Source organism: Haloarchaeobius sp. FL176 (assembly GCF_024609245.1).
In the GTDB taxonomy this organism is placed as follows: domain Archaea; phylum Halobacteriota; class Halobacteria; order Halobacteriales; family Natrialbaceae; genus Haloarchaeobius.
In genome coordinates, this window is the sequence record NZ_JANJYH010000014.1 from 45492 (window position 1) to 61877 (window position 16386).

Annotated in this window: 19 protein-coding genes and 2 pseudogenes; 16 read left to right on the top strand and 5 right to left on the bottom strand. The window is 58.6% G+C overall.

Going from position 1 to position 16386, the window contains the following annotated elements; all coding sequences use genetic code 11:
• Positions 1 to 64 precede the first annotated feature (64 nt).
• The 3 genes from NO978_RS17930 to NO978_RS17940 all read left to right on the top strand — a co-directional run bounded on the left by NO978_RS17930 (position 65) and on the right by NO978_RS17940 (position 1136).
• The gene (locus NO978_RS17930; RefSeq protein WP_049892641.1) at positions 65 to 286 is read left to right on the top strand and encodes a hypothetical protein; all 222 of its coding nucleotides are present in this window, start codon (positions 65 to 67) and stop codon (positions 284 to 286) included.
• 54 nt (positions 287 to 340) lie between these two features.
• On the top strand, positions 341 to 640 hold the full coding sequence (locus NO978_RS17935; protein ID WP_257300914.1) for a hypothetical protein: 300 nt from the start codon (positions 341 to 343) through the stop codon (positions 638 to 640).
• Positions 641 to 770: 130 nt separating this feature from the next.
• A complete protein-coding gene (locus NO978_RS17940) occupies positions 771 to 1136 on the top strand; it encodes a hypothetical protein (protein WP_081927556.1) in 366 nt (121 codons plus the stop codon).
• Positions 1137 to 1294: 158 nt separating this feature from the next.
• On the opposite strand, the gene NO978_RS17945 is transcribed toward NO978_RS17940, so the two are convergent.
• Complete coding sequence (locus NO978_RS17945; protein WP_049987714.1) at positions 1295 to 1915, bottom strand: SDR family oxidoreductase; 621 nt, start codon at positions 1913 to 1915, stop codon at positions 1295 to 1297.
• 165 nt (positions 1916 to 2080) lie between these two features.
• Here NO978_RS17945 and NO978_RS17950 point away from each other — a divergent pair, with 165 nt between their 5' ends.
• The 4 genes and pseudogenes from NO978_RS17950 to NO978_RS19845 all read left to right on the top strand — a co-directional run.
• A complete protein-coding gene (locus NO978_RS17950; protein ID WP_049987713.1) occupies positions 2081 to 2500 on the top strand; it encodes a hypothetical protein in 420 nt (139 codons plus the stop codon).
• Positions 2500 to 2775 carry a hypothetical protein gene (locus NO978_RS17955; protein WP_012289564.1) on the top strand — a complete coding sequence of 92 codons (276 nt, stop codon included), beginning with the start codon at positions 2500 to 2502 and terminating at the stop codon, positions 2773 to 2775. Before NO978_RS17950 ends, NO978_RS17955 begins: the two co-directional genes overlap by 1 nt.
• 124 nt (positions 2776 to 2899) lie before the next feature.
• Positions 2900 to 3391, top strand: a pseudogene (locus tag NO978_RS20065) (DUF6610 family protein); the annotation flags it as partial.
• Positions 3351 to 3503: pseudogene (locus NO978_RS19845) on the top strand (DJ-1/PfpI family protein); the annotation flags it as partial. The pseudogenes NO978_RS20065 and NO978_RS19845, both read left to right, overlap by 41 nt.
• 97 nt (positions 3504 to 3600) lie before the next feature.
• Here NO978_RS19845 and NO978_RS17970 read toward each other — a convergent pair.
• The 3 genes from NO978_RS17970 to NO978_RS17980 all read right to left on the bottom strand — a co-directional run bounded on the left by NO978_RS17970 (position 3601) and on the right by NO978_RS17980 (position 6053).
• A complete protein-coding gene (locus NO978_RS17970; RefSeq protein WP_004054295.1) occupies positions 3601 to 3906 on the bottom strand; it encodes a putative quinol monooxygenase in 306 nt (101 codons plus the stop codon).
• Positions 3907 to 4021: 115 nt separating this feature from the next.
• On the bottom strand, positions 4022 to 5347 hold the full coding sequence (locus NO978_RS17975) for a hypothetical protein (RefSeq protein ID WP_049987710.1): 1326 nt from the start codon (positions 5345 to 5347) through the stop codon (positions 4022 to 4024).
• Between the two features lie 70 nt (positions 5348 to 5417).
• A complete protein-coding gene (locus NO978_RS17980) occupies positions 5418 to 6053 on the bottom strand; it encodes an IS6 family transposase (protein ID WP_257300915.1) in 636 nt (211 codons plus the stop codon).
• Positions 6054 to 6237: 184 nt separating this feature from the next.
• On the opposite strand from NO978_RS17980, the gene NO978_RS17985 reads away from it, so the two are divergent.
• The 7 genes from NO978_RS17985 (at position 6238) to NO978_RS18015 (ending at position 13266) form a co-directional block, all read left to right on the top strand.
• Complete coding sequence (locus NO978_RS17985) at positions 6238 to 6765, top strand: hypothetical protein (protein WP_257300916.1); 528 nt, start codon at positions 6238 to 6240, stop codon at positions 6763 to 6765.
• 165 nt (positions 6766 to 6930) lie between these two features.
• The gene (locus tag NO978_RS17990; protein WP_257300917.1) at positions 6931 to 8007 is read left to right on the top strand and encodes a PQQ-binding-like beta-propeller repeat protein; all 1077 of its coding nucleotides are present in this window, start codon (positions 6931 to 6933) and stop codon (positions 8005 to 8007) included.
• A 353-nt stretch (positions 8008 to 8360) separates the two neighbouring features.
• Entirely contained in the window at positions 8361 to 8720 is a 360-nt protein-coding gene (locus NO978_RS17995) for a helix-turn-helix domain-containing protein (protein ID WP_257300918.1), read from the top strand.
• The gene (locus tag NO978_RS18000; protein ID WP_257300919.1) at positions 8717 to 9058 is read left to right on the top strand and encodes a type II toxin-antitoxin system PemK/MazF family toxin; all 342 of its coding nucleotides are present in this window, start codon (positions 8717 to 8719) and stop codon (positions 9056 to 9058) included. Before NO978_RS17995 ends, NO978_RS18000 begins: the two co-directional genes overlap by 4 nt.
• Positions 9059 to 9198: 140 nt before the next feature.
• Positions 9199 to 9384: a hypothetical protein gene (locus NO978_RS18005; RefSeq protein WP_257300920.1), complete on the top strand. Its 186-nt coding sequence runs from the start codon at positions 9199 to 9201 to the stop codon at positions 9382 to 9384.
• Positions 9385 to 10660: 1276 nt separating this feature from the next.
• Positions 10661 to 11659: a hypothetical protein gene (locus NO978_RS18010; RefSeq protein ID WP_257300921.1), complete on the top strand. Its 999-nt coding sequence runs from the start codon at positions 10661 to 10663 to the stop codon at positions 11657 to 11659.
• Positions 11660 to 12267: 608 nt separating this feature from the next.
• Positions 12268 to 13266 (top strand): transposase, encoded by a 999-nt coding sequence (locus tag NO978_RS18015; RefSeq protein ID WP_257300941.1) that lies wholly within the window; start codon positions 12268 to 12270, stop codon positions 13264 to 13266.
• A gap of 133 nt (positions 13267 to 13399) precedes the next feature.
• Here NO978_RS18015 and NO978_RS18020 read toward each other — a convergent pair whose 3' ends face one another.
• Positions 13400 to 13963: a hypothetical protein gene (locus NO978_RS18020; RefSeq protein WP_257300922.1), complete on the bottom strand. Its 564-nt coding sequence runs from the start codon at positions 13961 to 13963 to the stop codon at positions 13400 to 13402.
• Between the two features lie 406 nt (positions 13964 to 14369).
• Between NO978_RS18020 and NO978_RS18025 the strand changes: the two genes are divergently transcribed.
• Positions 14370 to 15098 carry a DUF6293 family protein gene (locus NO978_RS18025; protein WP_257300923.1) on the top strand — a complete coding sequence of 243 codons (729 nt, stop codon included), beginning with the start codon at positions 14370 to 14372 and terminating at the stop codon, positions 15096 to 15098.
• Between the two features lie 388 nt (positions 15099 to 15486).
• Entirely contained in the window at positions 15487 to 16362 is an 876-nt protein-coding gene (locus NO978_RS18030; RefSeq protein ID WP_257300942.1) for a DUF955 domain-containing protein, read from the top strand.
• Positions 16363 to 16386: the final 24 nt, after the last annotated feature.

Here is a 16386-nt window from a genome sequence, read left to right on the forward strand (position 1 = left end):
TCTCTGACATTCTCAGTCCGGCGCTGTTTTTTCGTCGCCTCAGCAGGAGCGGAGGCGACACTCAGTGAGCAACTCCTCAGAGCAATCCACGGAATCGAGCGGCCTATCACCGGAACAGCGTCTCGAACCATCGAATACGGGACTTCTCAACGCCGGCATCGTGACGATTCACGACATGGAGACGCTGCGGGCCTGCGTTGCCTACGAGAACACCCACCAGAATCGGGTCCAGATTCTCCGGCGTCTCGAACACAGAGCCAGCGAACTCCGCAAAGAAGAGGGCTGAGACAACGCTCGTGGAAGTTTTTCGGAGCCTCCAGTGGGTGGAGGCTCAATTCACATGAGCAATCGACCGGAAATCGAGATTCAACAGCAGACCGCCTTCGGAGACGATGGCCAGCTCGAAGTGACCGAGACGAGCGTCGAAACCTCCCTCGAGGACTTCGGTGCGGACGTGGACCATCGCGACCGTGATTCACGGCTCGATCGGCCCGAGGCGAGTGAGTTCGGCGTCGACGACCGTCCGGAGGTAGAACAATCGTCCGAGAGTGATCAGTCGAACCTCTTCGCCGATACTACCGAGGATCAGCAGACGCTCGCCGGCGACGATGCATCCGATCGCTGTCTCTTCGAGGAGTAACCAACAACCAGTTCGTTCGACTGGCTGTGTTGGGTAAGTGATGGTGAGAAGCGAGATATCGACTCGCGAGACTAGTCAATCCCCGAATCAAGCGACTGCGAGCCTCCCGAACGCGGGGGCATCAGTACCCATGCCACGAATTACAAATTGGACGCGTGAGAGCCGTACCCCGAAGCTAGCGTATCGCAACACAGAGACCAACGCGCACGCGGTGTTTCACCGAGCGCCGGACTCGTATATCCACAAGTGGCGTGCCGCGATCCTCGTCGACGGCTACCCGGTGTGGTCGCGCGGATTCGAGACGAAAGAAGCTACCTCGCTTCGCGATGAACTCCGAAAGCGACCCCACCCTGAGTTACCTTGTCCAGAGTGTCTAATCGACGACGTCGTCGTCGGCCAGAAGAGTGCTGACGGCGCGAAAGTCCAACGGTGGTTCGAATGTCGAGAGTGCGGCTACGAAAGCCGGTCAGCAATCATCTACGGCCCTGAACGCTGAACGAGAGTTCGGAAGGACACGTGCTCGTTAGCGGAAGGTGTCATAGAATAGTCCCTCCAAGATGAATTTCGGGATGATGCCGATGCCGTTCGCTGTGAGGAAGTCGGCGACGTGTGCAGAGAGGCTGTCGCACCAGCGCCAGAGGAAGGCGAATCTGATCAAACGGTTTCGAGCGCGCTCTCGATTGGTTCGTCGCCTTCGATCATCTCGAAGGTCTTCCCGTAGGTGTTCTCCGTGTCGAGTGCGGTACCGAGCGTGCGGGCAACGTCGGCGCGGGTGACTTGGCCGCGTTCGACCCGACGGGCTGCCTCGATCCGCCCGGTTGCGGACTCGTTGGTCAACTCCCCTGGTCGGACGATCGTCTCCGTGAGTTCGCTTGCTTGGAGATGCTCATCAGCCGCCAGTTTGGCTTCGAGGTACGGCCGAAGCGCGTCGGGACTCTCCTCAGGGTTGTCGGCATTGATCGCACTGAGCATGACAAAGCGCGGGACACCGTGCTCTTCGGCTTCGTCGATTAGCCTGATTGCACCGTCTCGATCGACGCCTTCGACGTCCTCGCCACCAGACCCCGCCGCGAAGATGATCGCGTCGCTTCCGTCGACGGCGGTGGATACGTCCTCGGTGAGGTCCGCGACGACCACCTCGACGCCGAAGGCCTCCATCTCCGAGACCTGTGACTCCTCACGCACCATCGCTTGGACTGTGTGATCGCGTTCGCTCAGCACCTCAGTGATATGCTGGCCGACCCCGCCGTGTGATCCTGCGATGAGTACGTTCATGGCGTCGTAACGGACGTGCGATAGCGCCAAAAGAATTCGTACTCGGGGAAGCTCCTGATCCGGTAGAGCGGTCATCAGAGACCACCACCGGCCCTTCACGAGGTAGTTTTTGAGCGCCCGAGAGGGGCGCGGGCGCAGGCGAATGTGCCCCCAGAGGTGACCAGAATGGACGATACAACCCAGACGATAGCGTACCGGCTGACGATCACCGTCGACGGCGTCGAGCTACCCGTCGATGAGGAAATGCGCCATGCACTCCTGGACGATCTTCGCGTAGCAGTCCGTGACCGAATCGGGGAGCGCCACGGCGTCGAAGTGGACCAGGACGACATCACCATCGCGACGGGGTATCGCTACGCGCAGGTGCCAGCAGAGTGTCCGCTCTGCAGCGAGCGTCTCGATCTCCTGAGTGTCCATCTGAACAACGAGAACGGCGCGTACGCGAGCGCGAAGTGTTCCGATGAAGACTGCGAGTGGAGCGGCGACGCCGTCTATCGAATCATCGACCTCGAAGGCGGCGAGAGCAACGCCATCGAGAGCAGCGTCCTGACCGGCGATATCACGCCGAGCTACGACCCTTACTGATGAATTCAATGGAAGACACGCCCACATTCACGCGTATCGAACCGATCTGCCCTCGCGACGGCTGCGACTCGCAGCTTGGTATTGGGAAACCCGTCTATGCAGGCGAGCAGACCGACATCGCCTACGCCGACGTCTGGTGTCAGAACGAGGCGTGTTCGTTCACTGCCTGCGCGCAGTTCGCACTCGTCGATCTTCTTCACGAAGAGGCGGACTCAGAGACGAGTCTCGTCCACGCCGGAGAGATCGACCCACTCGAGGCTCGATACCACCGGTGAGTTAACCAACATCAGGAGCGGTAAAGCTGCTGTTGTTGGTTAATAGTGGCGTCCGCTGGTGGTATTTTCTCGCCCCGAGAGCGGGCGCGGGGCGAGTACTCCCGCGTCTTCTGGGTGATTCGAGATGGCGCTTTCAGCACGTCCGACCAGCAGCATCGCGACTGAAATTACGGCAGCCCGGCAGGCCGACCACGTAGCATTCCTTCACCGCGTTCCCTTCGCGCTTGACGCATTCCGACTCGGGTTTCTCACGGGTTTTCGCGAGGACTGTACCTACCAACAGCACCAGTACACAAACTTGGAGTTACCAGTCGGGATGCTGGATAACGACTTTCGCAATCCTGACCTTGATCGGTACGTCGAGCGTTTCTTCGAGTACGAACCACAGGTCGGCGTGATCGGTGACGCCTACGACGTCGACGAGGTCAACGAATACGTTGCTGCCGCTCGCGAGATTCAGGGAAGCTATCCAGCGGCTGACCTCGTGATCGTCCCGAAGTGCCGTGCGGCGATTCACGCGATCCCTGATGACCTCGTCGTCGGCTACTCGCGCGGCTACGCTGATCGACTCGCCCACGAGTTCTCCGACCCTGTGGACTGGCGCGGGCGGCGAGTGGGTCAACGAGGAAGTCGTCGTCGACGAGGGACTGGTGACCAGCCGCAAGCCCGACGACATCCCCGCCTTCTGTGATAAAATCATCGAGGAGTTCGAGGAAGGTCGCCACTAACGGCGCGGTAGCGCGAAAGGGTCCATCGCCACGTCCGGCGTTCGTGAACGAGATGTGAGATTCGTCTTTGCTGCTTCTGTCTGTCCAATTTCAGATGTTAGGGGAGTTTGGCCTCCAGTACGTCGACTTCTTCTATCTCCGGCGGTTCTGCGAACAGCTCGTCCGCGTTTTCCTCCAAGGCAGCAGCGATTTCGCCCGAGAGATGCGCTTCCCGACCGGATTCATCCGGAAAGGTGTCGAAGATGCCGAACGTCGAATCGTCCATGCGGAGCGCGAACCACGTGGTGGTGTCCGGTTCTTCCTCGGCCATCGGCAGTGCCGAACGGAGGAATTCCTCGACATCGGATTCTTTGCCGGACTGTGCTTGGAGTCGAACGAGGAGGGCGACGTTTGCGTCGGTCATACCCAGTCCGTAGGTAGGTGCGCAACTCACATAACTATTTATGCTAGACGCTCAGGTGCTGAGGAGTACTCGGGTGAAACGCAGAGCCTTACCCGCTGCTTCCTCCTTCCGATTCTTACGCCGCCTGAGTTACGTGATCTTCTTTCCGGGGCGGTAGCGGCTGTGTCGAGGACTCACCCAACACCTGCTCAAAGCTAAATGAGCCGTGGCGGTGAGCGAAGCTCTCCGCCGGCTCGCCGTTTGTGAACGTCGACATCGATTCACGCAGCGCCAACAACGATGTACGCGCGCGTGCCGCATGGCACCGCGCGTACGGGACTCCAAGGCCGTATTTCAGCCGCCAGTTCCCCCCTTCGATTGCATTCGTACTCACTGGCCCATTGAACTCTTCTTCGTCCTCGTCCCAGAACGATGGGTGCTCCTCACGGAGTGTCGCCACTATCTCCTCGTACGCAGTCTCGTACTCGTCTTCGAGATACTCCCGCAACTCCTCTAACTCGCCCGCCTCGTGCAGTTCGGACACGCGCTCGTCGCTGCGAGCGCGTGTCCGGAGCTTGTGGACGAGACACTTCACCCGATCCGGCAAGATGTCGTTGTAGCAGTCGTTGTCGTCGGTGAGCCAATAATCCACACCCAAGAGCGGGAAGACGAGCGCGAGCGCCAGCGCTCGCGCGAAGGCGGTGTTCCGACACTGGAGTCCGGCGAAACAACCCAGCTGAGTCAGATAGGAACATCCGACAGTGAACCCTTCCGGCCACTTCTTCGGGTTTTCTCCCTCCTGTTTCCGGCGCATATTTTCCTCGTAGAGGTCTTTCTTTGCGCCCTTCTTCGCCGGATAGGTCTCGTCGGCGACCCCGACGAGACCGTCGATGTCCTCGGCAGCGAGTTCGTCGGCGAACTCGGTTTTGAGTTCGTCAACGGTGCTGACACCGAACAACAGCGAGAGGAAGTTCATCGAGAGGATGCAGCCGGCAATCGTGACGCTGTGCTGCTCGGCGACTTCGTCGCCGAACAGCTCGGCATAGCGTTGGATCGTATCGCGGTCAACCTGGAGACCGTACTGATTCTGAAGAATCCGTTCGCACGCGTGGAACGGATTCTTCGCCGCATGGAACAGGCAGAGATCAACGACTGGTTTGGCGTATTCACAGTCCTCGTAGAACAGCTCCCCGATATCGCCATCGTAGGAATGTCTGCACTCGGAGCACTGATACCGCTGAATCTCGACAGTGATCTCGTCGAAGCCATCCTCGGTGATGAGGATGGCGAAGAGCCGATCCGTTCGGTAGCCGTTCTTCCAGACCGTGGTTTCACCGCACTTCGGACAGGGCCGCGGGTCTCCGACCCGCTGGCCCTGAAACCCGCGAAACCAACTCTGAAACGCATGAATTAGACCGAGTGGTACGAGGCTGTTCAGCGTCTTTTCTTCGGTTTCGTGCATGAGTAGTGGCCAGTAAGAGAGGGTGGTATTTCACTCCCGTTGCAGACACCACCCAGAAGGATCATCGTGTTTAGTTTAGCGAGTTCCACCAGACGGCGAAGGCCTGGAGCCACGTTTCTGCGGTTACTGGATCGACGTGACTGAAACTATTACTAAACGATGAGGTTCTACGTTTTACCTCTCTAAAAACACGTTCGACAGCGTTCCGATTTCCATGTCGAACGGGCTGAAATCGGAGTCCGAATCGACGCAACGCAGCCGCCAGATGTTTCGCGTAATCGACGAGAAACACGGCGTCCTCGACGTCGTGTTTCTCGCGCAGCTCTCGCAGAAATCGTTCAGTCAACGCCGTTGTCGTCGTCGTAAACAGCCGCAGATGCAGAAATTCGTTCGTTTCGGGATCGACCGCGGCATACAGCCAGAACTGCTGGCCGTTGATGCGGATCACCGTCTCGTCGAGTGCAACCTGATCCGGACTCGCGTCGCTGGCGGGCTGTAGACCGGCTTTCTGCACCCAGTCGTGAACGGCCTTTCGTGACCGGTTGACACCGAATTTCTCAAGTTCTGAGATGGTATTCGAAAGCGATAATCCTGCGAGATGCAGCCGAATACCCAGCGCCATGAGCCGGCGCGGTGTCCGCTCGCGCTCCACAAACGACAAGTCGACCCAGTCGTTACAACCGCTGAGGCGGGCGATTTTCGCCATAGAACAGCTGAAAATTCTCCCGCCTCACTCTTCATCCTTAACTAAACACGACCAGAAGGATACACCAAAGACCTTTATACTTTTACGAAAGCGACTTTGGAGACACCCATACTGAATGGAAATTGCTAATAGAGTTATTTTACCTTGGCAAAGGTATACCTTTCAAGACGCGTTAATGTCACATATGAAGCGGCGTCAGACGATTGCTGGCACTATTGCAACAATCGCCTCACTTGGAGGTTGTGTTTTTTTGAATAGTGAAAACTATCCAGATATACCAGACGGAGCAAGTCCGATCGATTATTCAGTTCATAGAATTGTACCCGGAGAAAGAATTCTGGACCGAACGGCGGGATCAAAAATCGGCGCGATAGTCACTGAATCCGATTCTGATATATTCACGGAGGGCTGGATGAACTCTTCCGACCGTGATTTTATCAATTCCACAGATTTTAGCTCTTCGATAATTATTGCTGTCCAATTAATTACATCTGAAGAATCAAGCGGTCTCAATATTGTGGAAGTCGTTGCAGAGAATGACACTACCATACACTCGTATAGTGAAGTGTCAAACCCGTCTGGTAATGACGACGCCTTCCCAAGTGGTATCTTGATGCGTGTATCAACTAACGAACTCGAAAAAGTTCAGACTTTGAACCACACGCACAGGGGCGGAAATACTGACGCAGACCTTACTACCGAGATCGGATAGAACTCTGCGGGTATTAAGATGCGTAGACGCAGCCTCCTTCAAATTGCCGCGGCAACCGTCCCCGCTACCTCCGCCGGCTGCCTCGCCATGCTCGGGTCCAGCGAAACGTCGGGTTCTGGTGAAGCGTCCGAACCTGACGAATCGCCGGAACTAGACGGTTGGCCGATGGTCGGCGGTGGCCCAGCCCTCCAGAACAGTCGAAAGTCATTCGAAGCGAATGCCACCGAAGCACCGACCCGTAGGCTCTGGGAGAAGAAGGATTCCGCATTCACACCCGCAAGCGACGGTGAATCACTGTATTTCGCCCGCTCATATGATTCCGTACTCACGCGAATCGACCCTACCGACGGAACGGAGACGTGGAACACGGACCTGAATATCGGAGGGGCAGAGTTTCCACCGGCGATACACGACGGGACAGCGTTCGTCCCAGGCTTCGGGGGTGTCGTCGCGGTCGAGACGGACTCGGGTGAGGTCGCGTGGTCGACTGACGAGGTACTATCGGCGTCGGCTCCCCCGACCGTCGCCGACGGGTCGTTGTATGTCGTCTCCGGCGCAGAGCCCGACAGCCCGGCCGGTGTTGTCTCGCTATCGACCGACGACGGCTCCGTGGAGTGGACCGCACCGGGCGACTTCCGTGGCCCTGCTGCGGTCGACGATGGGACACTCGTCGTGCGGGCGGAGGAGCATGGTGGGGCGGCTATCGATGCCGAAAGCGGTGACGTTCTCTGGGAGTCGAGCGAGCATCTGTTCGACACACCGCTGTCAGTCGCCGACGGGTATGCGGTCGGGGTCACGGACCGGGATGGTGCCAGCGATACAATCGGCCGTGCTCTCGTCCGACTCGACCTCGAGACCGGGGAGACGCGCTGGACCCGGGACGTCGACGCCAGGTATCCACCGGGCGTTGCCATCGCAGGGGACGAGGTGTTCGTTCACGACACCGACCGTATCACGGGCTACGAGCTCGACGACGCGACCGTCACGACTGAGATCCGGTACCCGGGAGCCGCTGGACCGTTGGTGGTGGCGGACGATGGGTTCCTCCTCGGAACGTGGGACGGGGAGGCCGCCCGGGTCGACCGCGACGGCACTCAGCGGTGGGTGATGACCGTCAGGAGAGTCAGGAGAGAGGACATGGTGCAACACGCCGTATACTCCCTACTCCACGACGGATCGCGGCCGGTCGTCACGAGCTACGGCGGCGACGTGTACGTGCCCGAAGCCCCGGCTACGGAGTGATTTGCAGCCTGTGTTCGTTTGTTAGTAGCTGAGTGAGTACATAGTCCGTCAGAGTCCGTATCCCGCGACACAACTGCGCTCCTTAACCTTCCAGTGCTTGCGGGGCGGGGGGGTGTCGAAACGGCCTTGCTCTTTCTGAGTCCACCAGGGCTGTGGATGGGTCGGCGAGCAACGTGGCGGAAGACTGGTGTCTCTTTCCGGCACGCACCGCTCGCCGCGTGCCGCCCTCCGCGTCGTTCTCACCGTGGGAAAAGACATCCCTCGGTACGTTTGGTCTTCCAGTCGCTGTCCAATGATGGTCCCACTGCGAATACGTCGATACATCTAATACATCCGAAGACAAAAGAATACATATGCCGATCGACATCGAGACGTTCGAATCCTCTCTCGAGGACCACCTCCAGAACCGTGGAGAGACGAACGCCGACCGCGTGATGCGGTTCCTCGCTGTCCATCCCGACAAGGCGTTCACCCAGAGCGAGATCCGCGACGCCACCGACGTGAAAGCCGGCAGCATCAGCGTCGTCCTGTCGCGCCTCGAAGACCGCGGCCTCGTCCGTCACAAAGGCAACTACTGGGCGCTCGGCGAAGCCGACGACGTCGCTGCCTACACGAACATGGCCGAGAGCACGCGAACAGCCAACGACCGCTTCGGTGAAGAGGATATGGACGAGTGGCTGGAACATGCCGTCGACGACGAGGACACTGAATGAGCTATCAGCGAGGCGATGTCGTCTGGGGGCCCGACCCGTTCAAATCCGGTGAGAACCCGCGGCCGTGGCTGATTCTTAACAACGATAGCCACCCGTTCGGGGACGAGGAGTACATGACCGTCACGCTGACGACGACACCACACGACGAAGGTATTCCCATCGAAGACACTGACTGGGTCGAGGGCGGGATGCCGCGCCAGAGCTACGCCTCGCCGTGGGTGGTGGCTTCCCCGAAGCACGCCGCGATTGTTCGGCGGCAGGGGCGGCTAGAGGAGTCGTTCGTTCAGACTGTCGTCGACGCTCTCGAGACCTATCTCGAACCACCGACCGAGGAATGACCAATCACCCGACTGTGTACGATGTCCAAGAGCGAACAGGCACTCCTGACGATGTATCCGTCGACAGCGTTTGTGAACGCACGCTTTCCCGGGCTGCCGATCCGCGAACAAACCACCCGGATGCGCACCTCGACGCGACGATGGCTACAGTCGTCGATCGATACGAGGAATCAGTTGTCCGGGCGGTCATTCACCGGATCCTCGTCGACGGTGTCCCGTTTCGGACCGCTGTTGCAGACCACGAGATCGTGGCTCTCGATGGAGTCCGGATCGGGACGGTCGCGACACAGACTCTCGACGAGCTGAATACAGAACAGCTAGCGTAGCTCTTCGAAAGCCCTCGGCCGCTCGGCATCCCGCGACCACACGAGACTGCGTCTCGTTTGCTCCCGTTCGCTGCGCTCACGGGAACCACGCTGCGCTCCTCGTGCCTGCGGTGCTTGCGGGGTCGGGGGACGACCGAGGCGGCCTCGCCCTTTCTAAGTCCACCAGGGCCTGGGGAAGTCGATTCTCGACGAAGAGAGGGACAGATCGGTCGTCCACGACCAGTCCACCTGAGCATCCGGACCAGTCGGGAGCTCGGTCTCACATCGTGTCCACCTGTGACATTCCCCGAGAGCCGGTCAGACCTCCGTCCAGCACCGCGAGTCTACTGTCCGGTGTGTCCGCAGCGGTCCGTTCGGGGTGGACTCCTCGGGTTGTGCGCGCTCCGGCCGTGCAGACCGTTCCTGCCGGGCCCGGGCTTTCGCGGTTCCGTTGCGTCTGCGACGGACGGGCCACGGTCCTGGGCCGGGTCGGGCCGAGTGCAGCCGCCCGAGACCGGACGCACCCGAGAGCGGGCCTGCGAGCACTCGGCCCGCGACCGGGTCCGACCGGAGCCGGGCCGGCTCCATCTTCGCCTGCGAGCGCCGACGCTCGAACCCGCTCTCGCGTCGACGCTCGCTGGGCTCAGACGCGGCCTCTTGCGCGGTCCGGGACGGGCTGCTCGCCGTGCCGGCGACCCCGACAAACAGCTTCGGGGTCGCCGTCACCCGCGCTCGTCGGCCAGCGACGCCTCGTGCCTCGGCGTCGCTGACTGTCCTCGCGCGGGCTGGCTGCGCTGCCTGCCGGGCGTGCGCTCAAACTCGCTCGGCGCGCGGGGACGGTGCCGGGCTGCGGCTCCCAGCCCCGAGCTTCCACGCTCGCGAACGAGTTCGCTCGCAGGGACTCCTCGGGGGCTGGTCGCCGGTCCGGGCTGTGTCCCGCGCGCCGTCGCTCGCTGCGGCCTTGTGCGAGGCCGTCCACCGACGTAAACCGTGCTGCTTGCCGTCTCTGTCCCGCCTGCGTTGCGTCTGGCGACGGACGCGGCGAGACAGACCCGCGGGTCAGCAGGATTACGTCGGTGAGCGCGCGCTCACCGCGAGCTTCCACCCCTCACTGGAGTGGTGCGGCACTCCTGTCGGCGTCGCGCCGCGCCGAACAAGTTCGGCTGAAGGCGCGCCGCGAGCGCCTCGGGGACAGAGTCCCTGAGGACGTTCCGAGATGAGAGCCACGGCTGGTGAGTCGTGGTGTCGGAAGAAGACGCCGTGTGAGCGCCTTCGATGGTACCCTTGAGTGATACCAATGTCTAGTAGAAACACGATCCGTGATGAAGGTTCGGACGGACAGACGACTGAACAACTGACCCTCGAGGACGCGATCGAGGACGACGGTGAACTGCTCACAGAAGCAGCGTGTGGGGAGCACGCACCTGAGCTGCGACCCACGGTGGAACTCGAGAAGCAGGGTCGAATCGACTACGACTGGAGCCGGAAATCCGGGCTGGACCACCCGTACGGGACGACGCTCGCAGCGGAAGAGCGGCGGCTGGCAGAAGAGCAAGAACTGACTCGGCAGCGAGACCGTGCGCTGGCAGCTGAAGAGGCGGGCATCAACCGGGAGCAGTCGTGCAGGATGCAGACCGAGCAGGAGTCCAGCGAGCGCGTTCGTGAGTTCCGAGAGCGAGGCGTGCTCGGAAGCGGTGGCGATCCCGACATCGACCCGCGTGAACAACTCGACGCGGACACCCTGGGCGGGGTGAACCGATACGGGATGCAGCTGGCAGAGCGCTTTCGTGGACCGTCTCAGGGAGCCTACGCGAAGCAACTCGCGGAGAAGGTCGCGTGCCAAGACATGGGGTTGACGGCGGCCGTTCTGAAGACGAACGAAGACGTGGCGAAAGGGACGGATGCAATCCAGCCCATCGCGACCCTCGAAGAGTGGATGGGTCATCCAAAGTACTCGATTCAGGCGAACGTCGAAGCTGAGGTCAGGACGCTCTACCAGCCAGCGGCGGTCAACCAGCAACAGGTCGGCGCGCTCGACGACGGTTCTGGGACGGCGAAGCTGACAATCTGGAAGCGCTCCAAGGTGGAGACGGTGCTCCGCGAGGGAGACAAGGTACGGTTGCTGAACTGCGAGGTGGGCTGGTACGGTGGCGAACCGACGTTGGCCGTGACGTCGGAGTCAGAGGTGACCGTGCTCGAACGCGGTGATGGCCCAAGCCCGCGAAACGGGACGGTGACCCATGCGAACTTCAGCGCGGGGTCGACCGAACAACGCCTGGACGTCGTCCGGGACTGAGCTCGCAGCCTCTTCTCTCGACCACTTGCATCTCTCTTTTTGCCGACGTGACGGTGAGGTGTGGCAGTTGTCTGTGTACTCTCTCTGTCTGCTCGTCTCACACCTGGCACCGCAACCCCGCCTCCCCACCCTCCGCTCCGTGCTCGCTGCGCTGCGCGCGCAGCCACGACCTCGGTTACTGAACGAGGACATTCCCGTAGAGAGTGTGCCAAGGGCACAAAGCAGAAAAAATACCCAGCCACCGCCCCACCTTCGCACTGCTAGTTCCACATGAAACACTCGAAACGGTGGTATAGTGCTTCATCCTCCTTGTTTTGGCCGATAAGTTAATACTCGAAGCAATTATTTACCTCGTAACTACGTGGGTAGCGAACGTAGTTTAGGTAGGGAAACTCATGGCCAAACAAGATATCGTGGAACATCTTGAGGGCGAATTAGAACGGACAGAAAGCGAACCAGATCTCGAGGAACCAAACCGCTGCGCGCACTGTGACACGCTTCTACCCTATGAGGAGTACAACCAACACTCTCCTCAAACGGATTTTATCATACATACGATGAGCGTGTCATAGAAAGCCTCCCAAGGGAGGCCGCAGGGTTTGGAAACTGTGTCCAGCAGTACCAACGCCCTGCAAGACGTGGCTTCGGTAGACGACTTCTTGAATGCAGCGGCTACCGAGACAGTACCGTTGTTCGAGCATCTTGAGTTCGAGTTTCTGCTGGAGTACGACGTGTTCGCCCCCGCTTGCCGGGGGCGAACACGAGTGCACCAGCCACCAGACCTCTTTCGCGGCTTTCTGCACTGCTACTACGAAGATGTCTACGGCACGCGTCCGGTTACACGAGAACTTCAGAACGGCCTTGTCTGGTACTACTGCGAGCTCGACAAACCGCCATCCAGAGACACGATTGATCGCTTTCTCACCGACCTCGAACACGTTATTGACGATGTTTTCGACAGACTCGTCGAGCAGGCCGCCGTCCGCGGCCTGCTCGACTCCACATACTCTATCGATTCGACGCACATCGAGGCGATTCAGTATAACGACGCGGCGTCATGGAACTACGACCCAACAGCCGAAGAGTACTACTACGGCTTCGGCTGTACGATCGTCTCGACCGGTGCAAAGATCCCGATTGCAGCGGAGTTCACACAGGCCAAACAAGCAGACCAAGAGACGGCGATGCGCGTCACACGTGACGCGCTCGCCGTCGATACACCTGTCTGGATGCTTGGAGACAGCGCCTACGACATCCTCGATTGGCACGACTACCTGCTGACCGCAGGAGTCGTGCCAATCGCTCCATACAATCCGCGAAACACTGACGACCCGAAAGACATCGAATACAGAGTCGAAGACCGGATCGAGAAACACAGCGAGGACGTTCAGCTGAAACAATCAATCTTGGAAGAGACGTACAACAACCGGACAGGGGTCGAACGAACCAACGATGCAGTCAAGGACTGCGGCCTCGGGCACGTCCGCGCCCGAGGCCGCGTCCACGCACGAACAGAAGTGTTTGTTGCGCTGTGTCTTCGGATCGTCATTGCAATCACCAACTACGAGCGAGGACACGATCCAGGACGTGAGAAGCTCAAGCTATGAGTTGGATTCTATGACACGCTCTACGATACCTGGTGATGGAATGCATACTCCACCTTCAAAAGAGATGTATTGCTCAACGGGTTGCTTCGTCGCTAGTCTGAGGGAACTCTACGGCGAGCCCCCTATCTGACCGTCACTTCTGCTTCAGTACGACCGCTCGGTGGGTCGCCTGGTATTCGTTCGACGAATTGCGGACCTTGATGACGCCGTAGTTACCCTTCGAGACCCTGGATTCGTTCTCGATTGCTCGGATGGCACGCCGTAGGTTTTCCTGGCGTTCCCAGAGGGAGCCACTGCGAAGTGCGGACTTGGGGTCTGGGTCCATTAGTTCTACTGACACAACCCATTCGATGTTGGGGTCCTTGTCGATGTGGTCACAGAGACGACGAATCTCCTCGTCGATGAGTGCGGTCAGGTCTTCACCGTTGACGATTTCGTCTCGTCGTTCGTGGATGATGTAAGACCGTGGTCCTTTGTCGACCTTGTTGACCATCCCGAGTTCTACCAGACGCTCAAGGCGCTGATACTTTGCCTCGGGGCAACGCTTGGTGATGGTGGCGGTCTTTACCGTCCTGTCGTTCGGGACTGTATAGCCCTGATTGCAGAGCCATACGACTATTTCCGCGAGGTCGTCCGCGATTCGAAGGTTCTTGCTTGATCGGTTCGTCAGTTCGTTCTCGATGTCGTTTGCTGTCATAGTGTCTCACTGAACTGTAGATTTCACTTCGCCTCTCTGCGAATCGAAGAAGGTAAGTCAGCCCAGTGAGAACAACCATTGAGGCCTACTGAACTGACGCCCTCTATGCAGGAGGGTCACCCGACCGGTGCAACGGTCGGAATGCGGCTCAGTCGTACGCTTTTTTGGGCTGTGAACTTACCTCGCTCAGACATAAGTATGTACGTGCGCGCGCGTATTAAATCCCCTTGCTGGTAAGAATAATCTGCTGTTTATATTATTTTACTAAATTCCGCAGGGAATTTTATTTAAGACACTCAGGTGATTTCCCGCCACTTAGGCAATTAAGGCATTTCCTATATCCTTGGAAATGGTGCCACGCACATCGCCACCATGATAAATACGACATGCGCTCTAACTCCTCTGTATGGTGAACGCACCAGATCGAATCCACATCGCTCCTCAGGGTTACGAGACGGAGCGGATATTTGAGCCCGTCATCGAGCAAAAAGCAGATTTAGTCTATTTATTGGTTGCCGAAGATGAATCTGAGCAGGGACACGACTGTCGAATACAGGTCGTTGAGCGGCTGGATGAAGAAGGTATCGAGGTAGAGGAAATCGAATGCCCACTATTTGATTTTCAAGCTGCATTCCGAGAAATTTCTCGGTTAATCCAAGAACATCCTGACGATTATGTCGCGGTGAACATATCCTCAGGCTCGAAAATCACTGCAATCAGTGGAACACTAGCCTGTATGCTCAATAATGGGGAGCCCTACTACGTGAAAGTCGGAGATTACGGAGAAGAACCCGTTAATACTGATGTTCAGGGGTTAGTAGATATCCCAACTTACCCAATAACGAGACCTGATACAGACTTAGTTAGGATATTGAACTATATCGCGGAGGAGAACGAATCGGACAACGAACCAAATATCAGCGACGTAATAGACTTTGCATTGGAGGAGAGTCTATCCGTCATCGAAGACAGCGAAAGCGAATCTCAACACTATCACATTATTCAGCCTCAAGTAATCCAGCCTCTGAGTGAACAGGGATACCTGAAAATCATCTCCTATGGTGGAGAAAAACGTCTTCAAGTGACGGAGAAAGGGCTGAGGACGATAGAGCTGTCGTCCGAACTATTTGAGTAGATACCTGAACTACGGCTGGCACCCTGAGATTACACGGCGCGAAATCCGGTTCACCGAATATGCACACGAGTCGGGGGTCACCGTATGCACACAGCTCCAATCATGGTCCCCTCAACCCACCTCTCTATTCGACTGTCCGATTCGAGCCGGATTATTGACGGCGAAATAGAGGCTCCAGTCCCTCGAAAAATAGGATTCCGGTGGACGTGTGTACGACACGAGCCCCTCCCATTGACCTCATTTATTACTCCCCTGTTGGGTGAGGGAGACGGAAATACTCCCTCGGAGATTCTCGATGTCCTGCGAGACACCTCAGACCGATAGCACCGAGACTGACGAATCCAATTCCAGAGTCGAGTTCGACGATTCCGACAGCCGTCGCGACGAGATGCACGACTCGCTTGAAGCGTGGGTCGAACAGTTTGCCGAGCTCTCGGACGAAGCGAGAGCGAGCGCGGAACTGCAGGAATGGCTGGATGTCCAATCGCGATTCCACGACTACTCGTACCGGAACACGCTCCTGATCAAGCGTCAGTGCCCGAAAGCGACGAAGGTTGCGGGCTACAACACCTGGCGAAACGAGTTCGACAGACACGTCACAGAGGGCGAGTCGGCCATCTGGATCTGGGCACCCATCATTACCACGAAGTGCCCCGAGTGCGGGAACTCTCCGTCCTACCACGGGAATACCGACTGCGAGTACGACGACACTCCACCCGAAGAATGGAGCGAAGGGCTGGTCGGATTCAAACCCGTGCCCGTTTTCGACGTCTCCCAGACCGAGGGTGAGCCGCTTCCGGGGCTCGATACGACCGCCCACGGCGACGGGAGTGAAGACGAGATACTCAACGCGCTCCTCGAGGCTGCACCAGAGCTGGGCGTCCGTGTGAACCTTGTCCCACCGGAGGAGTGGGCTCACGGCGACGCTGCTGGCGTCTGTACCGAACGGAGCACGTACGATTGCTCCCTGTTCGTCGAAGTCAAGGATGTCGACAACGACGCGCAGGTCGCTAGTGTGATCGCTCACGAGTACGCCCACGCCCTGCTACACTTCGACATCGACGACGTGGACGAACGAGAGAAGCGCGAGGTCGAAGCCGAGAGCACTGCTTACGTGGTCTCGCAGTACTTCGGCCTCGATGCCTCCAACAGCGCGTTCTACGTCGCCGCCTGGGATGGTGACCCCGCAGAGACGATTCAGAAGCGATTGCAGCGTATCGTGGACACCGCACAGGAGATCATCGCGGCGATAGAACAGAACTAGTAGCCGTACGACACCAGCGTGGCT

Excerpts from the sequence above, each read along its gene's own strand:
- NO978_RS17935 (WP_257300914.1), top strand. The coding sequence starts at position 341 with ATGAGCAATCGACCGGAAATCGAGATTCAACAGCAGACCGCCTTCGGA.
- NO978_RS17940 (WP_081927556.1), top strand. The coding sequence starts at position 771 with ATGCCACGAATTACAAATTGGACGCGTGAGAGCCGTACCCCGAAGCTA.
- NO978_RS17945 (WP_049987714.1), bottom strand. The coding sequence starts at position 1,915 with ATGAACGTACTCATCGCAGGATCACACGGCGGGGTCGGCCAGCATATC.
- NO978_RS17950 (WP_049987713.1), top strand. The coding sequence starts at position 2,081 with ATGGACGATACAACCCAGACGATAGCGTACCGGCTGACGATCACCGTC.
- NO978_RS17955 (WP_012289564.1), top strand. The coding sequence starts at position 2,500 with ATGAATTCAATGGAAGACACGCCCACATTCACGCGTATCGAACCGATC.
- NO978_RS17970 (WP_004054295.1), bottom strand. The coding sequence starts at position 3,906 with ATGACCGACGCAAACGTCGCCCTCCTCGTTCGACTCCAAGCACAGTCC.
- NO978_RS17975 (WP_049987710.1), bottom strand. The coding sequence starts at position 5,347 with ATGCACGAAACCGAAGAAAAGACGCTGAACAGCCTCGTACCACTCGGT.
- NO978_RS17980 (WP_257300915.1), bottom strand. The coding sequence starts at position 6,053 with ATGGCGAAAATCGCCCGCCTCAGCGGTTGTAACGACTGGGTCGACTTG.
- NO978_RS17985 (WP_257300916.1), top strand. The coding sequence starts at position 6,238 with ATGAAGCGGCGTCAGACGATTGCTGGCACTATTGCAACAATCGCCTCA.
- NO978_RS17990 (WP_257300917.1), top strand. The coding sequence starts at position 6,931 with ATGGTCGGCGGTGGCCCAGCCCTCCAGAACAGTCGAAAGTCATTCGAA.
- NO978_RS17995 (WP_257300918.1), top strand. The coding sequence starts at position 8,361 with ATGCCGATCGACATCGAGACGTTCGAATCCTCTCTCGAGGACCACCTC.
- NO978_RS18000 (WP_257300919.1), top strand. The coding sequence starts at position 8,717 with ATGAGCTATCAGCGAGGCGATGTCGTCTGGGGGCCCGACCCGTTCAAA.
- NO978_RS18005 (WP_257300920.1), top strand. The coding sequence starts at position 9,199 with ATGGCTACAGTCGTCGATCGATACGAGGAATCAGTTGTCCGGGCGGTC.
- NO978_RS18010 (WP_257300921.1), top strand. The coding sequence starts at position 10,661 with ATGTCTAGTAGAAACACGATCCGTGATGAAGGTTCGGACGGACAGACG.
- NO978_RS18020 (WP_257300922.1), bottom strand. The coding sequence starts at position 13,963 with ATGACAGCAAACGACATCGAGAACGAACTGACGAACCGATCAAGCAAG.
- NO978_RS18025 (WP_257300923.1), top strand. The coding sequence starts at position 14,370 with ATGGTGAACGCACCAGATCGAATCCACATCGCTCCTCAGGGTTACGAG.
- NO978_RS18030 (WP_257300942.1), top strand. The coding sequence starts at position 15,487 with ATGCACGACTCGCTTGAAGCGTGGGTCGAACAGTTTGCCGAGCTCTCG.